Source organism: Streptomyces sp. NPDC047085, from assembly GCF_040643735.1.
In the GTDB taxonomy this organism is placed as follows: Bacteria; Actinomycetota; Actinomycetes; order Streptomycetales; family Streptomycetaceae; genus Streptomyces.
Genome location: NZ_JBEYUW010000002.1, coordinates 58,545 through 75,644, shown reverse-complemented (window position 1 = coordinate 75,644; position 17,100 = coordinate 58,545). Strand labels below are relative to the sequence as shown.

Genomic DNA, 17,100 nt, shown 5'->3' with positions numbered 1-17,100 from the left:
GGCGGCGGGGGCGTCGGGGTCGGCGTGGGCGGGCACGGCGGCGGGGTGGGCTCCGGGCAGGGCGGCGGAGGCGTCGGCCAGTGGTCGTGGTCGCCGTGGCCTTCGCCGCCGCCGTCACCGTGGCCGTCTCCGGCCACCGCCACGGCCACCGTGCCGTCCGGGCCCGTCGAGGCGTACGCGCAGGCGTCGGCCGACGCGGTTCCGGCCGGGCAGCCCACCAAGGCCCACGTCAGTGCCACCAGGGCCAACGCCCGTGTGGCGGGCGCACATCGGGTCGCTTCGGGTCCATGCACGACCGAGATCATGAGGCGCTCGGGGCCGTCCCACTCCGGAGTGCCCCGGGATTGGCCCGTATGAGGGACAAAGCGGGATCCATGGTTTGACGGGCTGAAGTGACCTGAGTGGCCGAATTGTGTTGTTGCACGTCCGCAGTGGCGCGGGGCGCCGCACCGCAGCCGCGGAGAAAAAAATTTCGCGGTCCCGTTGAACACTCCGCCCCCCTCGGCGCGTACCCATGGCCGTGCGGCGACGCAAGCGGGGCGCTGCAACATCCATGCAGATTTGGGGAGTTGACGATGAAGACCTCCTGGCGGACCGCCTCACTGGTGGCCACAGCCGCTTCGGTGCTGGCGCTGACGACGGCGTGCGGTCAGGACAACACCACGACCCCGGCATCGGCGGCCCAGAACGTCGGCGCCACCGCACCGGCGGGCGGTTACGGCAGCCCGGGCGGTGGCACGGCGACCGGTGCGGGCAACGGCTACGGTGCCGACGGCAACCAGAGCACCGGCTCCCCGACCCCGGCAGCTCCCGCGGGCAAGCTGACCGTCGCCGCCAACCCCGACCTCGGCAATGTGCTCACCGACGGCTCGGGCCTGACCCTCTACCGGTTCGACAAGGACACCGCCAATCCGCCCACGTCGAACTGCGACGGCGACTGCGCCACCACCTGGCCGCCGGTCCCCGCCGACGACGCCACCGCCGGCGTGGGCATCGACAAGGCGCTTCTCGGCGAGGTCACCCGCGCCGACGGCAGCAAGCAGCTGACCATCGGCGGCTGGCCCGCCTACCGCTACGCGAAGGACGTCAACTCCGGCGACGTCAACGGCCAGGGCGTGGGCGGCAAGTGGTTCGCGCTCGCCCCCAACGGCAAGAAGGCCTCCCTGTCGTCGCTGCCCGGACTGTCCGTCCGCAAGGACCCCAAGCTGGGCGACATCATCGTCGACAAGAAGGGCATGACGGTCTACCGCTTCCTGAAGGACCAGGCCTGGCCCAAGTCGGTCTCCAACTGCACCGGTGCCTGCCTGGAGAAGTGGCCGGCCGTCGGGCCGGTGAGCGCGGACGACACCGTGGGCGTCAAGAAGAAGGGCCTGATGCCCTTCACCCGCCCCGACGGCGTCAAGCAGATGACGGTCAACTGCTGGCCGATCTACACCTTCTCCGGTGACAAGGCCCCCGGGGACACCAACGGTCAGGGCGTGGGCGGCACGTGGTACGCCGTCGCGCCCGACGGCAAGCCGGTCGGCGCACCGGGCAAGTAGAGATCACCTCCCCAGGGTTCGATCGCCCCGCCCGCCCGGGCGCCCGGCCTCAGGTCCGCCCCCTCCGCACCGCACGGAGGGGGCGGACCCTTCTGTTGTACGGACATGCCGGACAGCGGTCACCCAGCGGGACCGGGCGTGCACTTGCCGCAGGCAGTGACCGGGAACGGATGGTCAATTTCCGGTTCGGGTCGCTCCTTTGGCAGGCGATCAGTAGCCTCAGCTCGAACACCGGATCGCCTGTCCCTGTCGCCTAGCGTTGGAGAGATACATGGAGCGTCCCGCCTGGGCCCCACGGAACATCGACATCTCGGTGCCGAGCGTCTCGCGTATCTACGACTACTACCTGGGCGGTTCGTACAACTTCGAGGTCGACCGGGAGGCGGCGCGCAAGGCGATGGAGTTCATGCCGGGCCTGCCGAAGATCACGCAGGCCAACCGGGCGTTCATGCGCCGGGCCGTGCGGTTCGCGGCGGACGAGGGCATCACCCAATTCCTCGACATCGGCTCCGGCATCCCCACCTTCGGCAATGTGCACGAGGTCGCCCAGGCCGCCGCACCGGAGGCCCGGGTCGTCTACGTCGACCACGACCCGGTGGCCGTCGCGCACAGCCAGGCCGTACTGGCGGACAACCAGCGCGCGGACGTGGTCGCGGCCGATCTGCGCAAGCCCCATGAGATCCTCACGAGCCCCCAACTGGAGCGGCTGATCGACCTGAATCGCCCAGTGGCGCTGCTGCTCGTTGCCATACTGCACTTCGTGGAAGACGCGGACGACCCGTACGGAGCGGTGGCCGAGCTGCGCGACGCGCTCGCGCCCGGCAGCCTGCTGATCCTCACCCATGCCTCGTACGAGGGAATCCCGTTGCCCGCGGAGCGGGCCGAGGGCGCGGTGGACGTATACAAGGACATTCGCAACCCGCTGATCATGCGCTCGCGCGACGAGATCGCGCGGTTCTTCGAGGGGTACGACATGGTGGAACCCGGACTGGTGCAGATGCCGCACTGGCGCCCGGAGTCGGCGCCGGAGGACGAGGATCCGTACGCCTTCTCCGGATTCGCCGGCGTGGGGCGTACGGCGTGAGCGCGGAGCCGGACGGCCCGGAGGACAGACTGCGCCGGTTGACGACGATCTGGAGCCGGGCGGTCTTCCCGGTCACCTCCACGTCGCTGACCCGGGCCGAGTTCGAGCAGCAACTTCTGCCCCTCGCACGCCGGTTGAGCGAACTGCTGCGGGCCCGCAGCTTCGAGGCCGAGGAGGCGAAGGCGGTCGGCGCCGCCCTCGTCGACGCGCACTGCACCAACCCCGAGGCGCTCTCCCGCACCCTGGACTGCGTCGACGCCTACCTCGTGCTCTACTGCGGCGGGGACGGCCCCCAGGACGAACTGCGCATGCGCTCCTCCCGGTTGCAGCACGCGATGGCCGCCGGGTACGCGCAGGCGCTGCGCGAGCGCACCCTCGCCGAGCAGGAGGCCATCGCGCAGGCCGCGTTGCGGGCGCAGGGCGTGGTGGCCCAGGCGCTGCACGCCAGCGAGGCCCGTTTCCGCGCGCTCTTCGAGGGCGCGGCCATAGGCATCGGCATCGCCCACCTGGAGGGCAACGTGCTCCAGGTCAACGAGGCACTGCTGCGCATGTTCGGCCTCACCGAGCAGTCCCTGCGCGGCCGCCGGGTCAGGGACTGGACACACCCCGAGGACGCGCCCCAGACCTGGAAGCTGTACGACGAACTCGTGCGCGGCGAGCGCGACGCCTACCACGTCGAGAAGGCGTTCAACCGCCCCGACGGCACCGTCCTGTGGACCAATCTGACGGTCTCCCTGCTGCGCGACGCGGACGGCAATCCGCAGTACCAGCTCGCCCTCATGGAGGACACCACCGAGCGCCGGCTGCTCAACCTCCGGCTGCGCTACGAGGCCACCCACGACGCCCTCACCGGACTGCCCAACCGCACGCTGTTCTTCGAGCGCCTGGAGAAGGCCCTGGGCGCGGGCGAGGGCCAGCGCTTCGGCCTGTGCTACCTCGACCTGGACGGCTTCAAGACCATCAACGACAGCCTCGGCCACGCGGCCGGCGACCGGCTGCTGGTGGAGGTCGCCGACCGGCTGCAGTCCTGCGCGACCGCGCCCGGCGAGATGGTCGCCCGGCTCGGCGGCGACGAGTTCGTGGCGCTGACCACCGGCCCCGACACCGCGCGCGAGGTCGACGAGCTCGCCGAGCGCATCATGCACGCGCTCGTCACCCCGATCAGCATCGACGGCCGTGACCTGCTGGTGCGCGGCAGCCTCGGCATCGTCGAGGGCCCGGCCGGCGAACGCACCGCGGCGGAGGTCCTGCGCAGCGCGGACATCACCATGTACCGGGCCAAGTCGGCGGGCGGCAACCGCTCGGAGCTCGCGGACCCGGAGGCCGACGCCCGCGCGATCACCCGCCACGGCCTGACCACCGCCCTGCCGACGGCGCTGGAGCGCGGCGAGTTCTTCATCGAGTACCAGCCCCTGGTCCACCTCGGCGACGGCAGCGTCCGGGGCGCCGAGGCGCTGGTGCGCTGGCTGCACCCGCAGCACGGCGTCCTCGGTCCGGACCGCTTCATCCCGCTCGCCGAGCACACGGGCCTGATCGTGCCGCTCGGCCGCTGGGTCCTGGAGGAGTCCATCCGCCAGGCCCGCGCCTGGCGGGAGCGCGACGGCGAGCGGACCGCGGCCGGGCCCCTGCGCATCAACGTCAACCTCTCACCCTGCCAGCTCACCCACCCCGGCCTGGTCCAGGACACCGTCGACATCCTCGAACGCGCGGGCGTCGCCCCCGACGCCCTCTGCCTGGAGGTCACCGAGTCCGCCCTGATCGGCGCCGACGACGACCTCCTCAAACCCCTGCGCCGGCTGGCCGAGATGGGCGTCGACATCGCCCTCGACGACTTCGGCACCGGCTACTCCAACCTCGCCAACCTCCGCCGCCTGCCGGTGAGCATCCTCAAACTGGACCGCTCCTTCACCCAGGGCATGCAGCAGTTCCCGGCCGACCCCGTCGACCTCAAGATCGTCGAGGGCATCGTCTCCCTGGCCCACAGCCTCGACCTCGCGGTCACCGTCGAAGGCGTGGAAACCGGAGCCCAGGCCGAACAACTCCGCATACTGGGCTGCGACACGGCCCAGGGCTGGTACTACGCGCGGCCGGGCCCACCGGAAAGGCTGCACGAGCTGGCATTGGTGGACGCGACAGGCTGATTGCCGGGGGTGTGGAGGGCACCCTCACCGCTCCAACAACATCCGCTGCAACTCCCTCGCGGCCCGCGGCGGAGCCACGTCGCTGCGGTGAGCCAGGGCGATCGTCCGATGCAACCCCGGGCGAGCCAGGGGCGTGACCCTCAGCCCCCGGCCCGACCGTGCCGCGACCATGCGCGGCACCACGGCCAGGCCGAGCCCCGCCCGTACGAACCCCAGCACCGCGTCCATCTCGCCTCCCTCCACCGCGAACTCCGGCTCGAACCCGGCGGAGCGGCACGCGGCCACGGTCAGCTCGCGCAGGTCGTAGCCGTGCCGGAACATCACGAGGCGCTCGCCCTCCAGGTCGCCGATCTCGACCGTCCGGCCGCCTCGCCCCGGCGCGGGCGTCTCCGGTGACGACACCACCACGAGATCCTCCCGCAGCAGCTCCACCGTGGTCAGCGCGGGCGCCGGCGTCGGCAGGGGCAGCACGACCAGCGCGAGGTCGAGGGCGCCCCGGGCCAGCCCCCGCACCAGGTCGTGCGAGCCGCCCTCCTCGATCAGCAGCTGGATGCCCGGGTAGCGGTCGTGGAAGGCGCGCAGCACGTCCGGGAGCAGACCGGTGCACAGACTGGGCGTCGCGCCCAGCCGCACCCGGCCCCGCCGCAGCTGCACCAGTTCCTGCACCTCGTGCCGGGCGGTGTCGGCGTCGGCGAGGATGCGCCGGGCCAGCGGCAGCAGGGCCTCGCCCGCGTCGGTGAGGGTGATGTTGCCCCGGGCGCGCAGGAACAGATCGGCGCCCAGCTCCCGCTCCAGCGCCTTGATCTGCTGGGAGAGCGACGGCTGGGCGACATGGACCAGCTCGGCGGCCCGGGTGAAGTGCCGGGTCTCGGCGACGGCGACGAAGTACTGGAGCTGCTGGAACTGCACGCCATCAGGATAGCCGGAGCCTATGGAATCCAGCTGAACCATGTCTTGGACCGATCGGGACCCTCGGCCCTACCGTCCTTTCCATGGCTCTGGCAACGCGGACGGACCGACGGCCGTCCATGGCGCGCACCGTGTGGGACAGCACCGTCGGCAAGAAGACGGTGATGGCCGTCAGCGGTGTGATCATGCTGCTGTACCTGGTCGCGCACATGATCGGGAACCTGAAGATCTACTTCGGGGCGGGCGAGTTCAACCACTACGCCCACTGGCTGCGCACCATCGGCGAGCCCTTCATGCACTACGAGTGGACGCTCTGGCTGATCCGGATCGTCCTCGTCGTCGCCGTGGTCGCCCACGCCACCTCCGCCTACCAACTCAGCCGCCGCGACATCAAGGCACGTCCCACCGCGTACGTGCACAAGAAGCCGCGGGCGAGCTACGCCACCCGCACCATGCGCTGGGGCGGGATCATCCTCGGCCTGTTCATCGTCTGGCACCTCCTGGACCTGACCACCGGAACCGTGCACAGCGGCGGCTTCCAGGAGGGCCACCCGTACCAGAACGTGGTGGACACCTTCTCCACCTGGTACGGCAACGTCATCTACATCGTCGCGATGCTCGCGCTCGGCCTGCACATCCGGCACGGCTTCTGGAGCGCGGCGCAGACCCTCGGCGTCGGCAGCCGCGCCCGCGACCGCGCCCTGAAGACCGTCGCGAACGTCCTCGCGCTGCTGCTCACGGCCGGTTTCATCGCCGTACCCGTGGGCGTCATGACCGGAGTGGTGAGCTGACATGACCTACACCGACTACCTCACCGGCGAGCCCGTCGTCGACACCAAGGCCCCCTCGGGCCCCGTCCACGAGCGCTGGGACAAGCGCCGCTTCGAGGCCAAGCTGGTCAACCCCGCCAACCGCCGCAAGCACACGATCATCGTCGTAGGCACCGGTCTCGCCGGTGGCTCCGCGGGCGCCACCCTCGCCGAACAGGGCTACCACGTCGTCCAGTTCTGTTACCAGGACTCCCCGCGCCGCGCCCACTCCATCGCCGCGCAGGGCGGCATCAACGCGGCGAAGAACTACCGCAACGACGGCGACTCGGTCCACCGGCTGTTCTACGACACCGTCAAGGGCGGCGACTTCCGCGCCCGCGAGTCCAACGTGCACCGGCTCGCGCAGATCTCGGTCGAGATCATCGACCAGTGCGTGGCCCAGGGCGTGCCGTTCGCCCGCGAGTACGGCGGCCTGCTGGACACCCGGTCCTTCGGCGGTGTCCAGGTGTCCCGGACGTTCTACGCCCGCGGCCAGACGGGCCAGCAGCTGCTGCTGGGCGCCTACCAGGCCCTCAGCCGGCAGATCGCCGCGGGCAACGTCGAGATGCACCCGCGCACCGAGATGCTCGACCTGATCGTCGTCGACGGGAGGGCGCGCGGCATCGTGGCGCGCGATCTCATCACCGGTCGTATCGACACGTACTTCGCGGACGCCGTCGTCCTCGCGAGCGGCGGCTACGGCAACGTCTTCTACCTGTCGACCAACGCCATGAACTCCAACGCGACCGCCGTCTGGCGGGCGCACCGGCGCGGCGCGTACTTCGGCAACCCCTGCTTCACCCAGATCCACCCGACCTGCATCCCGCGCACCGGCGACCACCAGTCCAAGCTGACGCTGATGAGCGAGTCGCTGCGCAACGACGGACGCATCTGGGTGCCCAAGGCCAAGGGCGACACCCGCCCGCCGCACCAGATCCCCGAGGACGAGCGCGACTACTACCTGGAGCGCATCTACCCGTCCTTCGGCAACCTGGTCCCGCGCGACATCGCCTCCCGCGCCGCGAAGAACGTCTGCGACGAGGGCAGGGGGGTCGGCCCCGGCGGACAGGGCGTGTACCTGGACTTCGCCGACGCCATCAGGCGCATGGGGCGCAAGGCCGTCGAGGCCAAGTACGGCAACCTCTTCGACATGTACCAGCGGATCACCGACGAGGATCCGTACGAGGTGCCGATGCGGATCTACCCGGCCGTGCACTACACGATGGGCGGCCTGTGGGTCGACTACGACCTCCAGACCACGGTCCCGGGCCTGTTCGCGATCGGCGAGGCCAACTTCTCCGACCACGGCGCCAACCGGCTCGGCGCCTCCGCGCTGATGCAGGGCCTGGCCGACGGCTACTTCGTACTGCCGGCGACCATCAACGACTACCTGGCGCGCAACCCGCACCAGGGCGAGGTGACCGACGAACACCCCGTCGTCCAGGAGGTGCTGGCCGAGACGGAGGACCGGATCAACCTGCTCCTCTCCGTCGACGGCGACCGCACCCCCGACTCCTTCCACCGCGAACTCGGCGAGCTGATGTGGGAGTTCTGCGGCATGGCCCGCACCGACGCCGGTCTGCGCAAGGCGCTGGAGCGCATCCCCCAGATCCGCGAGGAGTTCTGGCGGCGCATCAAGGTGCCCGGCACCGGCGAGGAGTTCAACCAGTCGCTGGAGAAGGCCAACCGCATCGTCGACTACCTCGAGCTTGCCGAGCTGATGTGCCTCGACGCGCTGCACCGCGCCGAGTCCTGCGGCGGCCACTTCCGCGAGGAGTCCCAGACCCCCGACGGCGAGGCCGCCCGCAAGGACGACGCGTTCTCGTACGCCGCCGCCTGGGAGTTCACCGGCACCGGCACGGCGCCCGTCCTGCACAAGGAAGACCTGGTCTTCGAGTACGTCCACCCCACCCAGCGGAGCTACGCATGAGGCTCACCCTGCGCGTCTGGCGGCAGAAGAACGCCGACGCCGAAGGCGCCATGTCCACGTACGAGGTGGACGGAATCTCGTCGGACATGTCCTTCCTGGAGATGCTCGACACGCTCAACGAGGAGCTGATCCTCAAGGGCGAGGACCCGGTCGCCTTCGACCACGACTGCCGCGAGGGTATCTGCGGCGCGTGTTCGCTCGTGATCAACGGCGACGCGCACGGGCCCGAGCGCACCACCACCTGCCAGCTGCACATGCGGTCCTTCAAGGACGGCGACACGATCGACGTCGAGCCGTGGCGGGCGTCGGCGTTCCCGGTGGTCAAGGATCTGGTCGTCGACCGTTCGGCGTTCGACCGGATCATCCAGGCCGGCGGCTACATCACCGCGCCGACGGGATCCGCGCCGGAGGCGCATGCGACGCCGGTGCCGAAGCCGGATGCCGACTTCGCCTTCGAGCACGCCGAGTGCATCGGGTGCGGGGCGTGCGTGGCCGCGTGTCCCAACGGTGCGGCGATGCTGTTCACCTCCGCGAAGATCAACCACCTGAATGTGCTGCCCCAGGGGGCGCCCGAGCGGGAGACGCGGGTGCTGGACATGGTGGCGCAGATGGACGAGGAGGGCTTCGGCGGATGCACGCTCACCGGTGAGTGCGCGACGGCCTGCCCGAAGGGGATTCCGCTGGTGTCCATCACGAGTATGAACAAGGAGTGGCTGCGGGCCACTCGAAAGGTGGCCAAGGGGTAGCGCCACGATGATCGTTCGCTGAGGACGCGGACGGGCGGGGCCGGGTGTGGTGCTCAACTCCGGCCCCGTCAGGCACCCCACGGTCCATCCGGTCGTGGCCAGGTCCGAATGGGGGAAGGCGATACGGATCGGGCGGGTCACGCTGACGCCCAAGCGGCCGCGCCGATATGGCTGTCGGCATGGCAATTCTCACCCCTCCCGCCCCGCGCACCGGCGATGGCGCGGCCCCCGAAGCATGGCGCTCCGACCCGAGTCCGGCGGTCGGCCTGTGGGGGTGGCCCGCGGGGGCCACCCTGGCGCTGGCGATGTACCGGATCAGCGAACCGCTGCTCGGCCGCGACGAGTTGACCAGCTGGGACATGTCCGGCCGCAGCTTCGGCCAGGTGCTGGCCACGGTGCGTCATGTGGACGCCGTGCTCGCCCCGTACTACCTGCTGCTCCACGCCTGGACCAGCGTCTTCGGGGACTCGGCCCTCGCCCTGCGCATGCCGTCCGCGATGGCCATGGCCGGCGCCGCCGCCTGCGTCGCGCTGGTCGGGCGGCGCCTGTTCGGCCACCGCGCGGGACTGACCGGTGGTCTGCTGTTCGCCCTGATCCCGGGCGTGAGCCGCTTCGCCCACGAGGCCCGCCCGTACGGTCTGGTGATGCTGGCCGTGACTCTGTCCGCGCTGCTCCTGCTGCGGGCACTGGACCGTCCCGGCAGCCCCTGGCGGTGGTCGGGTTACACCCTCGGCCTGGTGGCCGTCGGACTGTTCCACCTCCTCGCGCTCACCGCCCTCATCGGGCATCTGGCCCTCGTGCTCCTGCGGGCCCGGCGCGAGCGCCGGGCGTGGTGGGGCTTCGGCTGCGCGGTCCTGGCCTGCGTCGGCTGCATGGTCCCGATCGTGCTGCTGGGCAGGGCGCAGACCACCCGGCAGATCTGGTGGATCACCGAGCCGGGGGGCTGGGAGCTGATCGACATCTGGTCGCAGCTGTTCTACACCGGCCTGTGCGCGGGGACGGTGATGCTGCTGGCCATGGTGGCGTGCCAGCAGCGCCGCGACGCCGTCGTCTTCTGCGCGGTGTGGGCCGTGGTGCCCGTCCTGGTGCTGTGGGGCATCTCCCATGGTCACATCTCGTACTTCTACTTCCGCTACATGCTGTTCGTCCTGCCCGCGATCGTGATCCTGGCCGGGGCGGGGCTCGCCGCCTCGGCACGGTCCCGCCCGGCGATCGCGTCGGTCCTCGCGGCCCTCGCGCTGATCACGGCATTCGACCAGAAAACCCTGCGGGAACCGCTCGCGCACTACGGGGCGGGCGGCCCCGACTTCGCCGCGGCCGCACGGACCATCGAGAAGGACTACGTGCCCGGTGACGCGATCGTCTACAACAGGGTCCAGGAGGAGGCCCTGTCCCTGGGCGTGAGCTACTACCTTCCGCGCGATCTGAAGATGCGCGACGTCTTCCTCGCCGAGTCGCCCGTCCGGCGCGACGACCTGGCGGCGACCGAGTGCCCGCAGCCGGCCCGATGCCTGCGGGGCGAGAAGCGGATCTGGCTGGTGGTGTCCGGGAACGTGGCGGATCCGCTGTTCGGCCTGCCCCCCACGCAGGCGGACGCCCTGTGGGCCCACTACACGCCGTACAGGGCGGAGCGGCCCAGCGGTCTCACCGTGTCTCTGCTGGTTCGTACCAAATAGGAGACAGCCTGCTGGCCGCCGACCCCCGGCATTCAGCAGGCGCACATCCGGGCGCCCCGCGCAGGTCACGCCGAGGCCAGACGGTCACGGAAAAAGTGGAGTGCAGATGCAGTCCTGCTTCCGTCCGGCACAGGAGACCGACATGACCGCCATGCCCGCCTCGCCCCCAGCACTCGCCCAACCATCCGGCGGATCCGGCTACCTGGTCTCGCTGGCCCGGGACCAGTACGACGTCCGGGCCGCGCAGCGCCTGCGGTACCAAGTGTTCGCGGGCGAGATGGGCGCCCGGATCGACGGCCCCGAGCCGGGCCTGGACGCGGACGCGTTCGACGCCTACTGCGATCACCTTCTCATACGGGACGCCGCCACCGGAGAGGTGGTGGGTACGTACCGGCTGCTGCCGCCGGAGCGGGCCGCAGTCGCCGGACGGCTGTACTCCGAGGGCGAGTTCGACCTGGGCCCGCTGAACCAGGTCCGCCCGGGGCTGGTCGAGGTCGGCCGTTCCTGCGTCCACCCCGACCACCGCGACGGTACGGTCATCAGCCTGATCTGGGCCGGGATCGCCCGCTACATGGTCGACCGGGGCCACGAGTGGCTGGCGGGCTGCTGTTCGGTCCCGCTCGCGGACGGCGGCGCGCTGGCCACCGGCACCTGGGAGCGCGTGAAGGACAAGCACCTGGCTCCCGAGGAGTACCGGGTACGGCCGCTGCTGCCGTGGATCCCCAACGCCGAGGCCCCGGCCGGCCGCACCGAACTCCCCGCCCTGCTGCGCGGCTACATCCGCCTGGGCGCCTGGGTCTGCGGCGAGCCCGCGTACGACCCGGACTTCGGCGTCGCCGACCTGTACGTGCTGCTCTCGATGCGCCGGGTCAACCCGCGCTATCTGAAGCACTTCCTCTCCCTCGTGCCGGCCTGATGGGCGTCTGGCTGCCCGCCGCGCCCTGCACCCCGGGCGCCTGTGTGGAGCCGGCCGTGCCCGCCGCGGCCGTACCCCGTGCCGTGCTGCGGCTGACCGCGGTCGCGGTCCTCGTGCTGGCCGGGATCGTGCTGGCCCCGCTCGGCGGGAGGATCCCCGCCGAGTGGGTCAGGCAGTGGAGCCGGACGATCGTGCGGGCCATGGGGGTCCGGGTCCGCATCACCGGCACCGCCGCACCCGCCGGCGGAGTGCTGCTGGTCGCCAACCACGTCTCCTGGCTGGACATCCCGCTGCTGGCCGCAGTACGCCCCGCCCGGATGCTCGCCAAGACCGAGATCCGGCAGTGGCCGGTGGCGGGCGCGCTGGTCGCGCGTGGCGGGGCGCTGTTCATCGAGCGCGACCGGCTGCGGGCGCTGCCCGGCACGGTCGCGCGGATCGCGGGGGCCCTGCGCGACGGCGCCGCCGTGGTCGCCTTCCCCGAGGGCAGCACCTGGTGCGGGCGGGCCCACGGCCGCTTCCACCGGGCCGTGTTCCAGGCCGCGCTGGACGCGGGCGTGCCCGTGCAGCCGGTGCGGCTGCGCTATCTGCGGGACGGGGAGCAGGCCGCGAGCACCGCGGCCGCGTTCGTCGGCGAGGACACCCTGTTCGCCTCCCTGTGGCGGGTGGCCCGTACCCGCGGTCTCGTGGCCGAGGTGGACGTACGCCCGGTGATACCGCCCGGCGCGCATCCCGACCGCCGCTCCCTCGCCCGCGCGGCCCAGCCGGTGAACCCGGAGCCCGCCTGGACCCACGCGGCCCTGGTGACCCCGTCACCGGCGTTCCCGGTCACGATGTCGCCGCGCGGGAGCGTCAGGGCATGACCCGGGCGAGATAGGGCGCGGTCGCGCTGCCCTCCGCCGCCGCCACCCGCTGCGGCGGACCGGCCGCCACGATCCGGCCGCCCTGGTCGCCGCCGCCCGGGCCGAGGTCGATCACCCAGTCCGCGCCGGCGACCACCGTCATGTCGTGCTCGACCACGACGACCGTGTTCCCGGCGTCGACCAGCCCGTGCAGCCGGTCCATCAGCACCTCGACGTCGGCCGGGTGCAGACCGGTCGTCGGCTCGTCCAGCAGGTACAGGGTGTTCCCGCGGCGGCCGCGCTGCAGCTCGCTCGCCAGCTTGATCCGCTGGGCCTCGCCGCCGGACAGCTCGGTAGCGGGCTGGCCCAGACGCAGATAGCCGAGGCCGACGTCGAGAAGGGTGCCGAGGCTGCGGGCGGCGGCCGGGGTGTCGCCGAAGAACTCCGCGGCGGCCTCCACGGTCAGGTCGAGCACCTCGGCGATGTTCCGCCCCCGGTGCGTGACCTGGAGCGTGTCCGGGTTGTAGCGGGCACCGGCGCAGTCCGGGCAGGGCGCGTACGTGCTCGGCAGGAACAGCAGTTCCACGCTGACGAACCCCTCGCCCTGACAGGTCTCGCAGCGCCCCCCGGCCACGTTGAACGAGAACCGCCCGACGCCGTAACCCCGCTCGCGTGCCTCCTCGGTTCCGGCGAACACCTTGCGCACGACGTCGAACAGGCCCGTGTAGGTGGCCAGGTTGGAGCGCGGGGTGCGCCCGATCGGCCGCTGGTCCACCCGGACCAGCCGGTCGACCCCGGCCACGTCCTCGGTCAGCTCGCCGATGAGGGTGGACTTGCCGGAGCCGGACACGCCGGTGACGGCGGTGAACGCGCCGAGCGGGAAACGGGCCGTCACCTCGCGCAGGTTGTGCCGGGTGACCGGGCCCACGCTCAACCAGCCGCGCGGCTCGCGCACCTCCCGTGCCGGACCGGGTGACTCGTCGAAGAGGAAGGCCGCCGTCGCGGACTCCCGCACCGACGCCAGCTCGGCCGGCGGACCGCTGTACAGCACCTGCCCGCCGTACTCCCCGGCACCGGGGCCGATGTCCACCAGCCAGTCGGCGCCGCGCACCACCTCCAGGTGATGCTCCACCACGAACACCGAGTTCCCGGCCGTCTTCAGCCGCTCCAGCACGGTCAGCAGCGCCTCGGTGTCCGCCGGGTGCAGCCCGGCGGACGGCTCGTCCAGCACGTACACCACGCCGAACAGGCCCGAGCGCAACTGCGTGGCGAGCCGCAGCCGTTGCAGCTCGCCCGCCGAGAGGGTGGGGGTGGCCCGGTCCAGGCTGAGATAGCCGAGGCCCAGCTCGACCACCGGCGCGATCCGGGACCGCAGATCCGCGGTCAGCACGCGGGCGGTCTCCGTGCTCCCGGGCGGCACACCGGCCAGGTCGGTCAGCGGCAGCGCCGCCAACTCGGCGATGGTGCGGCCCCCGAACGTCACCGCCAGCGCCTCCGGCCGCAGCCTGCTGCCCCCGCACGCCGGGCACGGTGCACTGGCCAGGAAGCGCTCCGCCTTGGCCCGCAGGGTCGCGGACCTGGTGTCCGAGAATGTCTTCAGGACGTACCGGCGGGCGCTCATGTACGTGCCCTGGTACGGCCGTTGGATCCGGTCGGCGTCCCGGACCGGGTGGACGGTGACCACCGGCTGCTCGTCCGTGAACAGGATCCACTCCCGCTGCCCGGCGGGCAGCTCGCGCCAGGGCCGGTCCACGTCGTAGCCGAGCGTGTCCAGGATGTCGCGCAGGTTCTTGCCCTGCCAGGCCCCCGGCCACGCGGCGATCGCGCCCTCGCGGATCGACAGCGACGGATCGGGGACCAGCAACTCCTCGGTGGTGCGGTGCACTTCGCCGAGGCCGTGGCACTCCGGGCAGGCACCGGCCGCCGTGTTGGGCGAGAACGCGTCGGAATCGAGCCGTTCGGCGCCCGGCGGATAGTCGCCGGCCCGCGAGAACAGCATGCGCAGCGAGTTGGAGAGATTGGTGACCGTGCCCACCGAGGAACGCGAGGTCGGGGACGAGCGGCGCTGCTGCAGCGACACCGCGGGCGGCAGCCCGGTGATCTCACCGACCTTGGGCGCCCCCACCTGATGGATCAGCCTGCGCGCGTACGGCGCGACCGACTCGAAGTAGCGGCGCTGCGCCTCGGCGTAGACGGTGCCGAAGGCCAGGGACGACTTGCCCGAGCCGGACACGCCGGTGAACACGACCAGGACGTCCCGGGGGATGTCCACGTCGACACCCCTGAGGTTGTGCTCGCGGGCGCCGCGGACGCGGACGTACTGGTCATGTGGGCTGTGCATAGAGGCGCAACTCTATCCGCGCCCGTGTACCACTACTGCGGAGGGTTGTCCCGGCGATTCTGGTCGATGAACTCGTCCGCCTTCTTCTGCGCGGTGTCCGTCTGGGAGCGGTACTTGCCCTGCGTCCTCTCGTCGAACATGTCGCCCGCTTTGTCGACGCCCTGCTCGGCCTGGTCCTCGTGGCCCTTGAGCATCTGCTTGAGCTTGTCCATCACGGACATGGCAGCCCTCCTTGTCGGTCGAGGCTTCCACTCCCAGGGTCCCGGGCCCCGGCCGCGTTCGCATCTCGGGCCCGGTCAGTGGGCGGGTCGGAACAGGGCGGCGAGCCGCCGGTACGAATCCAGCAGCGCCTCCCGGTCGTACGTGCTGGTGGTGACGAGAACCTCGTCGGCGGCCGTCTCCTTGAGTACCGTCTCCAGCTCGTGGGTGATGTGCTCCTCGGTACCGGCCATGTGCCCGGCCAGACCGGACTCGTAGAAGCCGCGTTCCTTGGCGGTCATCGTGCGGGCCAGGATCTCCTCGGCCGGGGCCAGCGGCGGGAAGGTGCCATGGGTGCGCGAGTACGCCATGGCCCAGGCCTCCGGCACCAGCAGCCGGCGCGCCGCGTCCGGGGTGTCGGCGACCGCGATCGTGCCGGAGATCACGACATAGGGCTCGGACGCCCAGGGGGAGGGGCGGAAGTGGGAGCGGTACTGGTCGATGCCGCGCAGCATCTTCTCGCGGCTCCGCAGATCGCCGATGACCATCGGCAGGCCCGCGCGGGCCGCGATCAGCGCGCCCTCGCCCATGGCCAGCACGAACGGCGGCACGCGCAGGCCCTCCGCGGGGCGGGCGTGCACCCCGGTCGGGGAGGTCCCCTCGAACCAGCCGAGCAGCTCGCCGAGCTGTGCCGCGAAGTCCTCGGCGTCGTGCCGGTCCCGGCCGAGGGCCTTGCGCACCCCGTCCGTGAAACCCACCGAGCGGCCGAGCCCCATGTCGATCCGGCCCGGGAACAGCGACTCCAGTACGCCGAACTGCTCGGCGACGACCAGGGGTTGGTGGTTGGGCAGCATGACCCCGCCGGTGCCGACCCGGATCGTGCGGGTCGCCGCGGCCACGGCGGCGGCGAGCACGGTCGGCGCGGACCCGGCGACACCGGGCACGCCGTGGTGCTCGGAGACCCAGAAGCGGTGGTAGCCGAGCGCCTCGGCCTCGCGCGCCAGCGCGAGGGTGTCCCGCAACGCCTCACCGGGCGGACGCCCCGCGCGGGTGCGGGAGCGGTCGAGGACGGAGAACCTGGTCCGGCTGATCATTGCGCTCACGCAGGGTTCAACACCGTGGCGGCCCCAGGATTCCCGGGGTGGCTCCCAGGGTCGCCGGGGGTGGGACCCCGGATTGCCGGGGTGGCTAGGGTGACCCCGTGACAGACAGCAGCGGGCGCCCCGTCGCCGTGTTCGACCTCGACAACACCCTCGCCGACACCGCGCACCGGCAGCACTTCCTGGAGCGCCGGCCGCGTGACTGGGACGGGTTCTTCGCGGCGGCGCCCGCGGACCCGCCGCTCGCCGCGGGCGTGGCGCTCGCGCTGGAGCAGGCGGGGGAGTGCGAGATCGTGTATCTCACCGGGCGGCCCGAGCGCTGCCGGCGCGCCACGCTGGACTGGCTCGCCGCGCACGGGCTGCCCGAGGGACGCGTCCATATGAGGGGCAACGCCGACCGCAGGCCCGCCCGGTTCACCAAGCTGGAGATCCTGCGCCGACTGGCCCGTGACAGGGAGGTGCGCCTCCTCGTCGATGACGACGAACTCGTGTGCGACGACGCCGAGCGGGCCGGGTTCACCGTCCTGCGGGCCCGCTGGGCCGAGCACTCCGCCGCACTGGAGGACGCCCAGGAGCGCGAGGGCCGGACCTGAAGCGGACTGAGCGGACTGAGCCGGACCTGGTCGCCGCGGCGGTGGCGGGTCAGCCGACGTCCTCCAGGCGGAAGCCCACCTTCATGCATACCTGGTAGTGCTCGATCTGCCCGTTCTCGATCTGGCCGCGGACCTGGAGGATCTCGAACCAGTCCAGGTTGCGTAGGGTCTGGTCGGCGCGGGCGATGCCGTTGCGGATGGCCTGGTCGACCCCCTCGTGCGAGGTGCCGACGATCTCGGTGACCCGGTAGGTGTTGTTCGACATGCGGGTGCTCCT

Annotated in this window: 15 protein-coding genes; 10 read left to right on the top strand and 5 right to left on the bottom strand. The window is 71.6% G+C overall.

The genetic code is table 11. From position 1 onward, the window contains the following. Positions 1–575 precede the first annotated feature (575 nt). The 3 genes from ABZ865_RS06050 to ABZ865_RS06040 all read left to right on the top strand — a co-directional run bounded on the left by ABZ865_RS06050 (position 576) and on the right by ABZ865_RS06040 (position 4,766). Positions 576–1,541 (top strand): SCO0930 family lipoprotein, encoded by a 966-nt coding sequence (locus ABZ865_RS06050; RefSeq protein ID WP_361224631.1) that lies wholly within the window; start codon positions 576–578, stop codon positions 1,539–1,541. Between the two features lie 271 nt (positions 1,542–1,812). Further along, positions 1,813–2,625, top strand: coding sequence for an SAM-dependent methyltransferase (locus tag ABZ865_RS06045; RefSeq protein ID WP_361224628.1), 813 nt, complete (start codon positions 1,813–1,815; stop codon positions 2,623–2,625). After that, entirely contained in the window at positions 2,622–4,766 is a 2,145-nt protein-coding gene (locus ABZ865_RS06040; RefSeq protein ID WP_361224625.1) for an EAL domain-containing protein, read from the top strand. Before ABZ865_RS06045 ends, ABZ865_RS06040 begins: the two co-directional genes overlap by 4 nt. 24 nt (positions 4,767–4,790) lie before the next feature. On the opposite strand, the gene ABZ865_RS06035 is transcribed toward ABZ865_RS06040, so the two are convergent. Continuing rightward, positions 4,791–5,675: a LysR substrate-binding domain-containing protein gene (locus tag ABZ865_RS06035; protein ID WP_361224621.1), complete on the bottom strand. Its 885-nt coding sequence runs from the start codon at positions 5,673–5,675 to the stop codon at positions 4,791–4,793. 119 nt (positions 5,676–5,794) lie between these two features. On the opposite strand from ABZ865_RS06035, the gene ABZ865_RS06030 reads away from it, so the two are divergent. The 6 genes from ABZ865_RS06030 (at position 5,795) to ABZ865_RS06005 (ending at position 12,612) form a co-directional block, all read left to right on the top strand. Next, on the top strand, positions 5,795–6,466 hold the full coding sequence (locus ABZ865_RS06030) for a succinate dehydrogenase (RefSeq protein ID WP_361227151.1): 672 nt from the start codon (positions 5,795–5,797) through the stop codon (positions 6,464–6,466). A gap of 1 nt (position 6,467) precedes the next feature. Beyond that, positions 6,468–8,414, top strand: a complete 1,947-nt coding sequence (locus ABZ865_RS06025; RefSeq protein WP_361224618.1) for a fumarate reductase/succinate dehydrogenase flavoprotein subunit — start codon at positions 6,468–6,470, stop codon at positions 8,412–8,414. Further along, the gene (locus ABZ865_RS06020) at positions 8,411–9,160 is read left to right on the top strand and encodes a succinate dehydrogenase/fumarate reductase iron-sulfur subunit (protein WP_361224615.1); all 750 of its coding nucleotides are present in this window, start codon (positions 8,411–8,413) and stop codon (positions 9,158–9,160) included. Before ABZ865_RS06025 ends, ABZ865_RS06020 begins: the two co-directional genes overlap by 4 nt. Positions 9,161–9,339: 179 nt before the next feature. Continuing rightward, the gene (locus tag ABZ865_RS06015; protein WP_361224612.1) at positions 9,340–10,836 is read left to right on the top strand and encodes a glycosyltransferase family 39 protein; all 1,497 of its coding nucleotides are present in this window, start codon (positions 9,340–9,342) and stop codon (positions 10,834–10,836) included. Between the two features lie 142 nt (positions 10,837–10,978). Continuing rightward, the gene (locus ABZ865_RS06010; protein ID WP_361224609.1) at positions 10,979–11,752 is read left to right on the top strand and encodes a GNAT family N-acyltransferase; all 774 of its coding nucleotides are present in this window, start codon (positions 10,979–10,981) and stop codon (positions 11,750–11,752) included. Continuing rightward, positions 11,752–12,612 (top strand): lysophospholipid acyltransferase family protein, encoded by an 861-nt coding sequence (locus ABZ865_RS06005; protein WP_361224606.1) that lies wholly within the window; start codon positions 11,752–11,754, stop codon positions 12,610–12,612. The genes ABZ865_RS06010 and ABZ865_RS06005 overlap by 1 nt, the downstream gene beginning before the upstream one ends. Here the strand turns inward: ABZ865_RS06005 and ABZ865_RS06000 are convergent. The 3 genes from ABZ865_RS06000 to ABZ865_RS05990 form a co-directional block, all read right to left on the bottom strand. Beyond that, positions 12,602–14,932, bottom strand: a complete 2,331-nt coding sequence (locus tag ABZ865_RS06000) for an excinuclease ABC subunit UvrA (protein WP_361224603.1) — start codon at positions 14,930–14,932, stop codon at positions 12,602–12,604. The genes ABZ865_RS06005 and ABZ865_RS06000 overlap by 11 nt on opposite strands. Positions 14,933–14,964: 32 nt before the next feature. After that, complete coding sequence (locus ABZ865_RS05995) at positions 14,965–15,153, bottom strand: antitoxin (protein ID WP_361224598.1); 189 nt, start codon at positions 15,151–15,153, stop codon at positions 14,965–14,967. Between the two features lie 75 nt (positions 15,154–15,228). After that, a complete protein-coding gene (locus ABZ865_RS05990) occupies positions 15,229–16,233 on the bottom strand; it encodes an LLM class flavin-dependent oxidoreductase (protein WP_361224595.1) in 1,005 nt (334 codons plus the stop codon). Between the two features lie 98 nt (positions 16,234–16,331). Here ABZ865_RS05990 and ABZ865_RS05985 point away from each other — a divergent pair, with 98 nt between their 5' ends. Beyond that, entirely contained in the window at positions 16,332–16,823 is a 492-nt protein-coding gene (locus ABZ865_RS05985; RefSeq protein ID WP_361224592.1) for a hypothetical protein, read from the top strand. A 49-nt stretch (positions 16,824–16,872) separates the two neighbouring features. On the opposite strand, the gene ABZ865_RS05980 is transcribed toward ABZ865_RS05985, so the two are convergent. Beyond that, on the bottom strand, positions 16,873–17,088 hold the full coding sequence (locus ABZ865_RS05980; protein ID WP_361224589.1) for a dodecin: 216 nt from the start codon (positions 17,086–17,088) through the stop codon (positions 16,873–16,875). Positions 17,089–17,100: the final 12 nt, after the last annotated feature.

Bases quoted from the DNA above. Each gene is read 5' to 3' on its own strand.
- ABZ865_RS06050 (WP_361224631.1), top strand. From the start codon at position 576: ATGAAGACCTCCTGGCGGACCGCCTCACTGGTGGCCACAGCCGCTTCG.
- ABZ865_RS06045 (WP_361224628.1), top strand. From the start codon at position 1,813: ATGGAGCGTCCCGCCTGGGCCCCACGGAACATCGACATCTCGGTGCCG.
- ABZ865_RS06030 (WP_361227151.1), top strand. From the start codon at position 5,795: ATGGCGCGCACCGTGTGGGACAGCACCGTCGGCAAGAAGACGGTGATG.
- ABZ865_RS06025 (WP_361224618.1), top strand. From the start codon at position 6,468: ATGACCTACACCGACTACCTCACCGGCGAGCCCGTCGTCGACACCAAG.
- ABZ865_RS06020 (WP_361224615.1), top strand. From the start codon at position 8,411: ATGAGGCTCACCCTGCGCGTCTGGCGGCAGAAGAACGCCGACGCCGAA.
- ABZ865_RS06015 (WP_361224612.1), top strand. From the start codon at position 9,340: ATGGCAATTCTCACCCCTCCCGCCCCGCGCACCGGCGATGGCGCGGCC.
- ABZ865_RS06010 (WP_361224609.1), top strand. From the start codon at position 10,979: ATGACCGCCATGCCCGCCTCGCCCCCAGCACTCGCCCAACCATCCGGC.
- ABZ865_RS06005 (WP_361224606.1), top strand. From the start codon at position 11,752: ATGGGCGTCTGGCTGCCCGCCGCGCCCTGCACCCCGGGCGCCTGTGTG.
- ABZ865_RS06000 (WP_361224603.1), bottom strand. From the start codon at position 14,932: ATGCACAGCCCACATGACCAGTACGTCCGCGTCCGCGGCGCCCGCGAG.
- ABZ865_RS05995 (WP_361224598.1), bottom strand. From the start codon at position 15,153: ATGTCCGTGATGGACAAGCTCAAGCAGATGCTCAAGGGCCACGAGGAC.
- ABZ865_RS05980 (WP_361224589.1), bottom strand. From the start codon at position 17,088: ATGTCGAACAACACCTACCGGGTCACCGAGATCGTCGGCACCTCGCAC.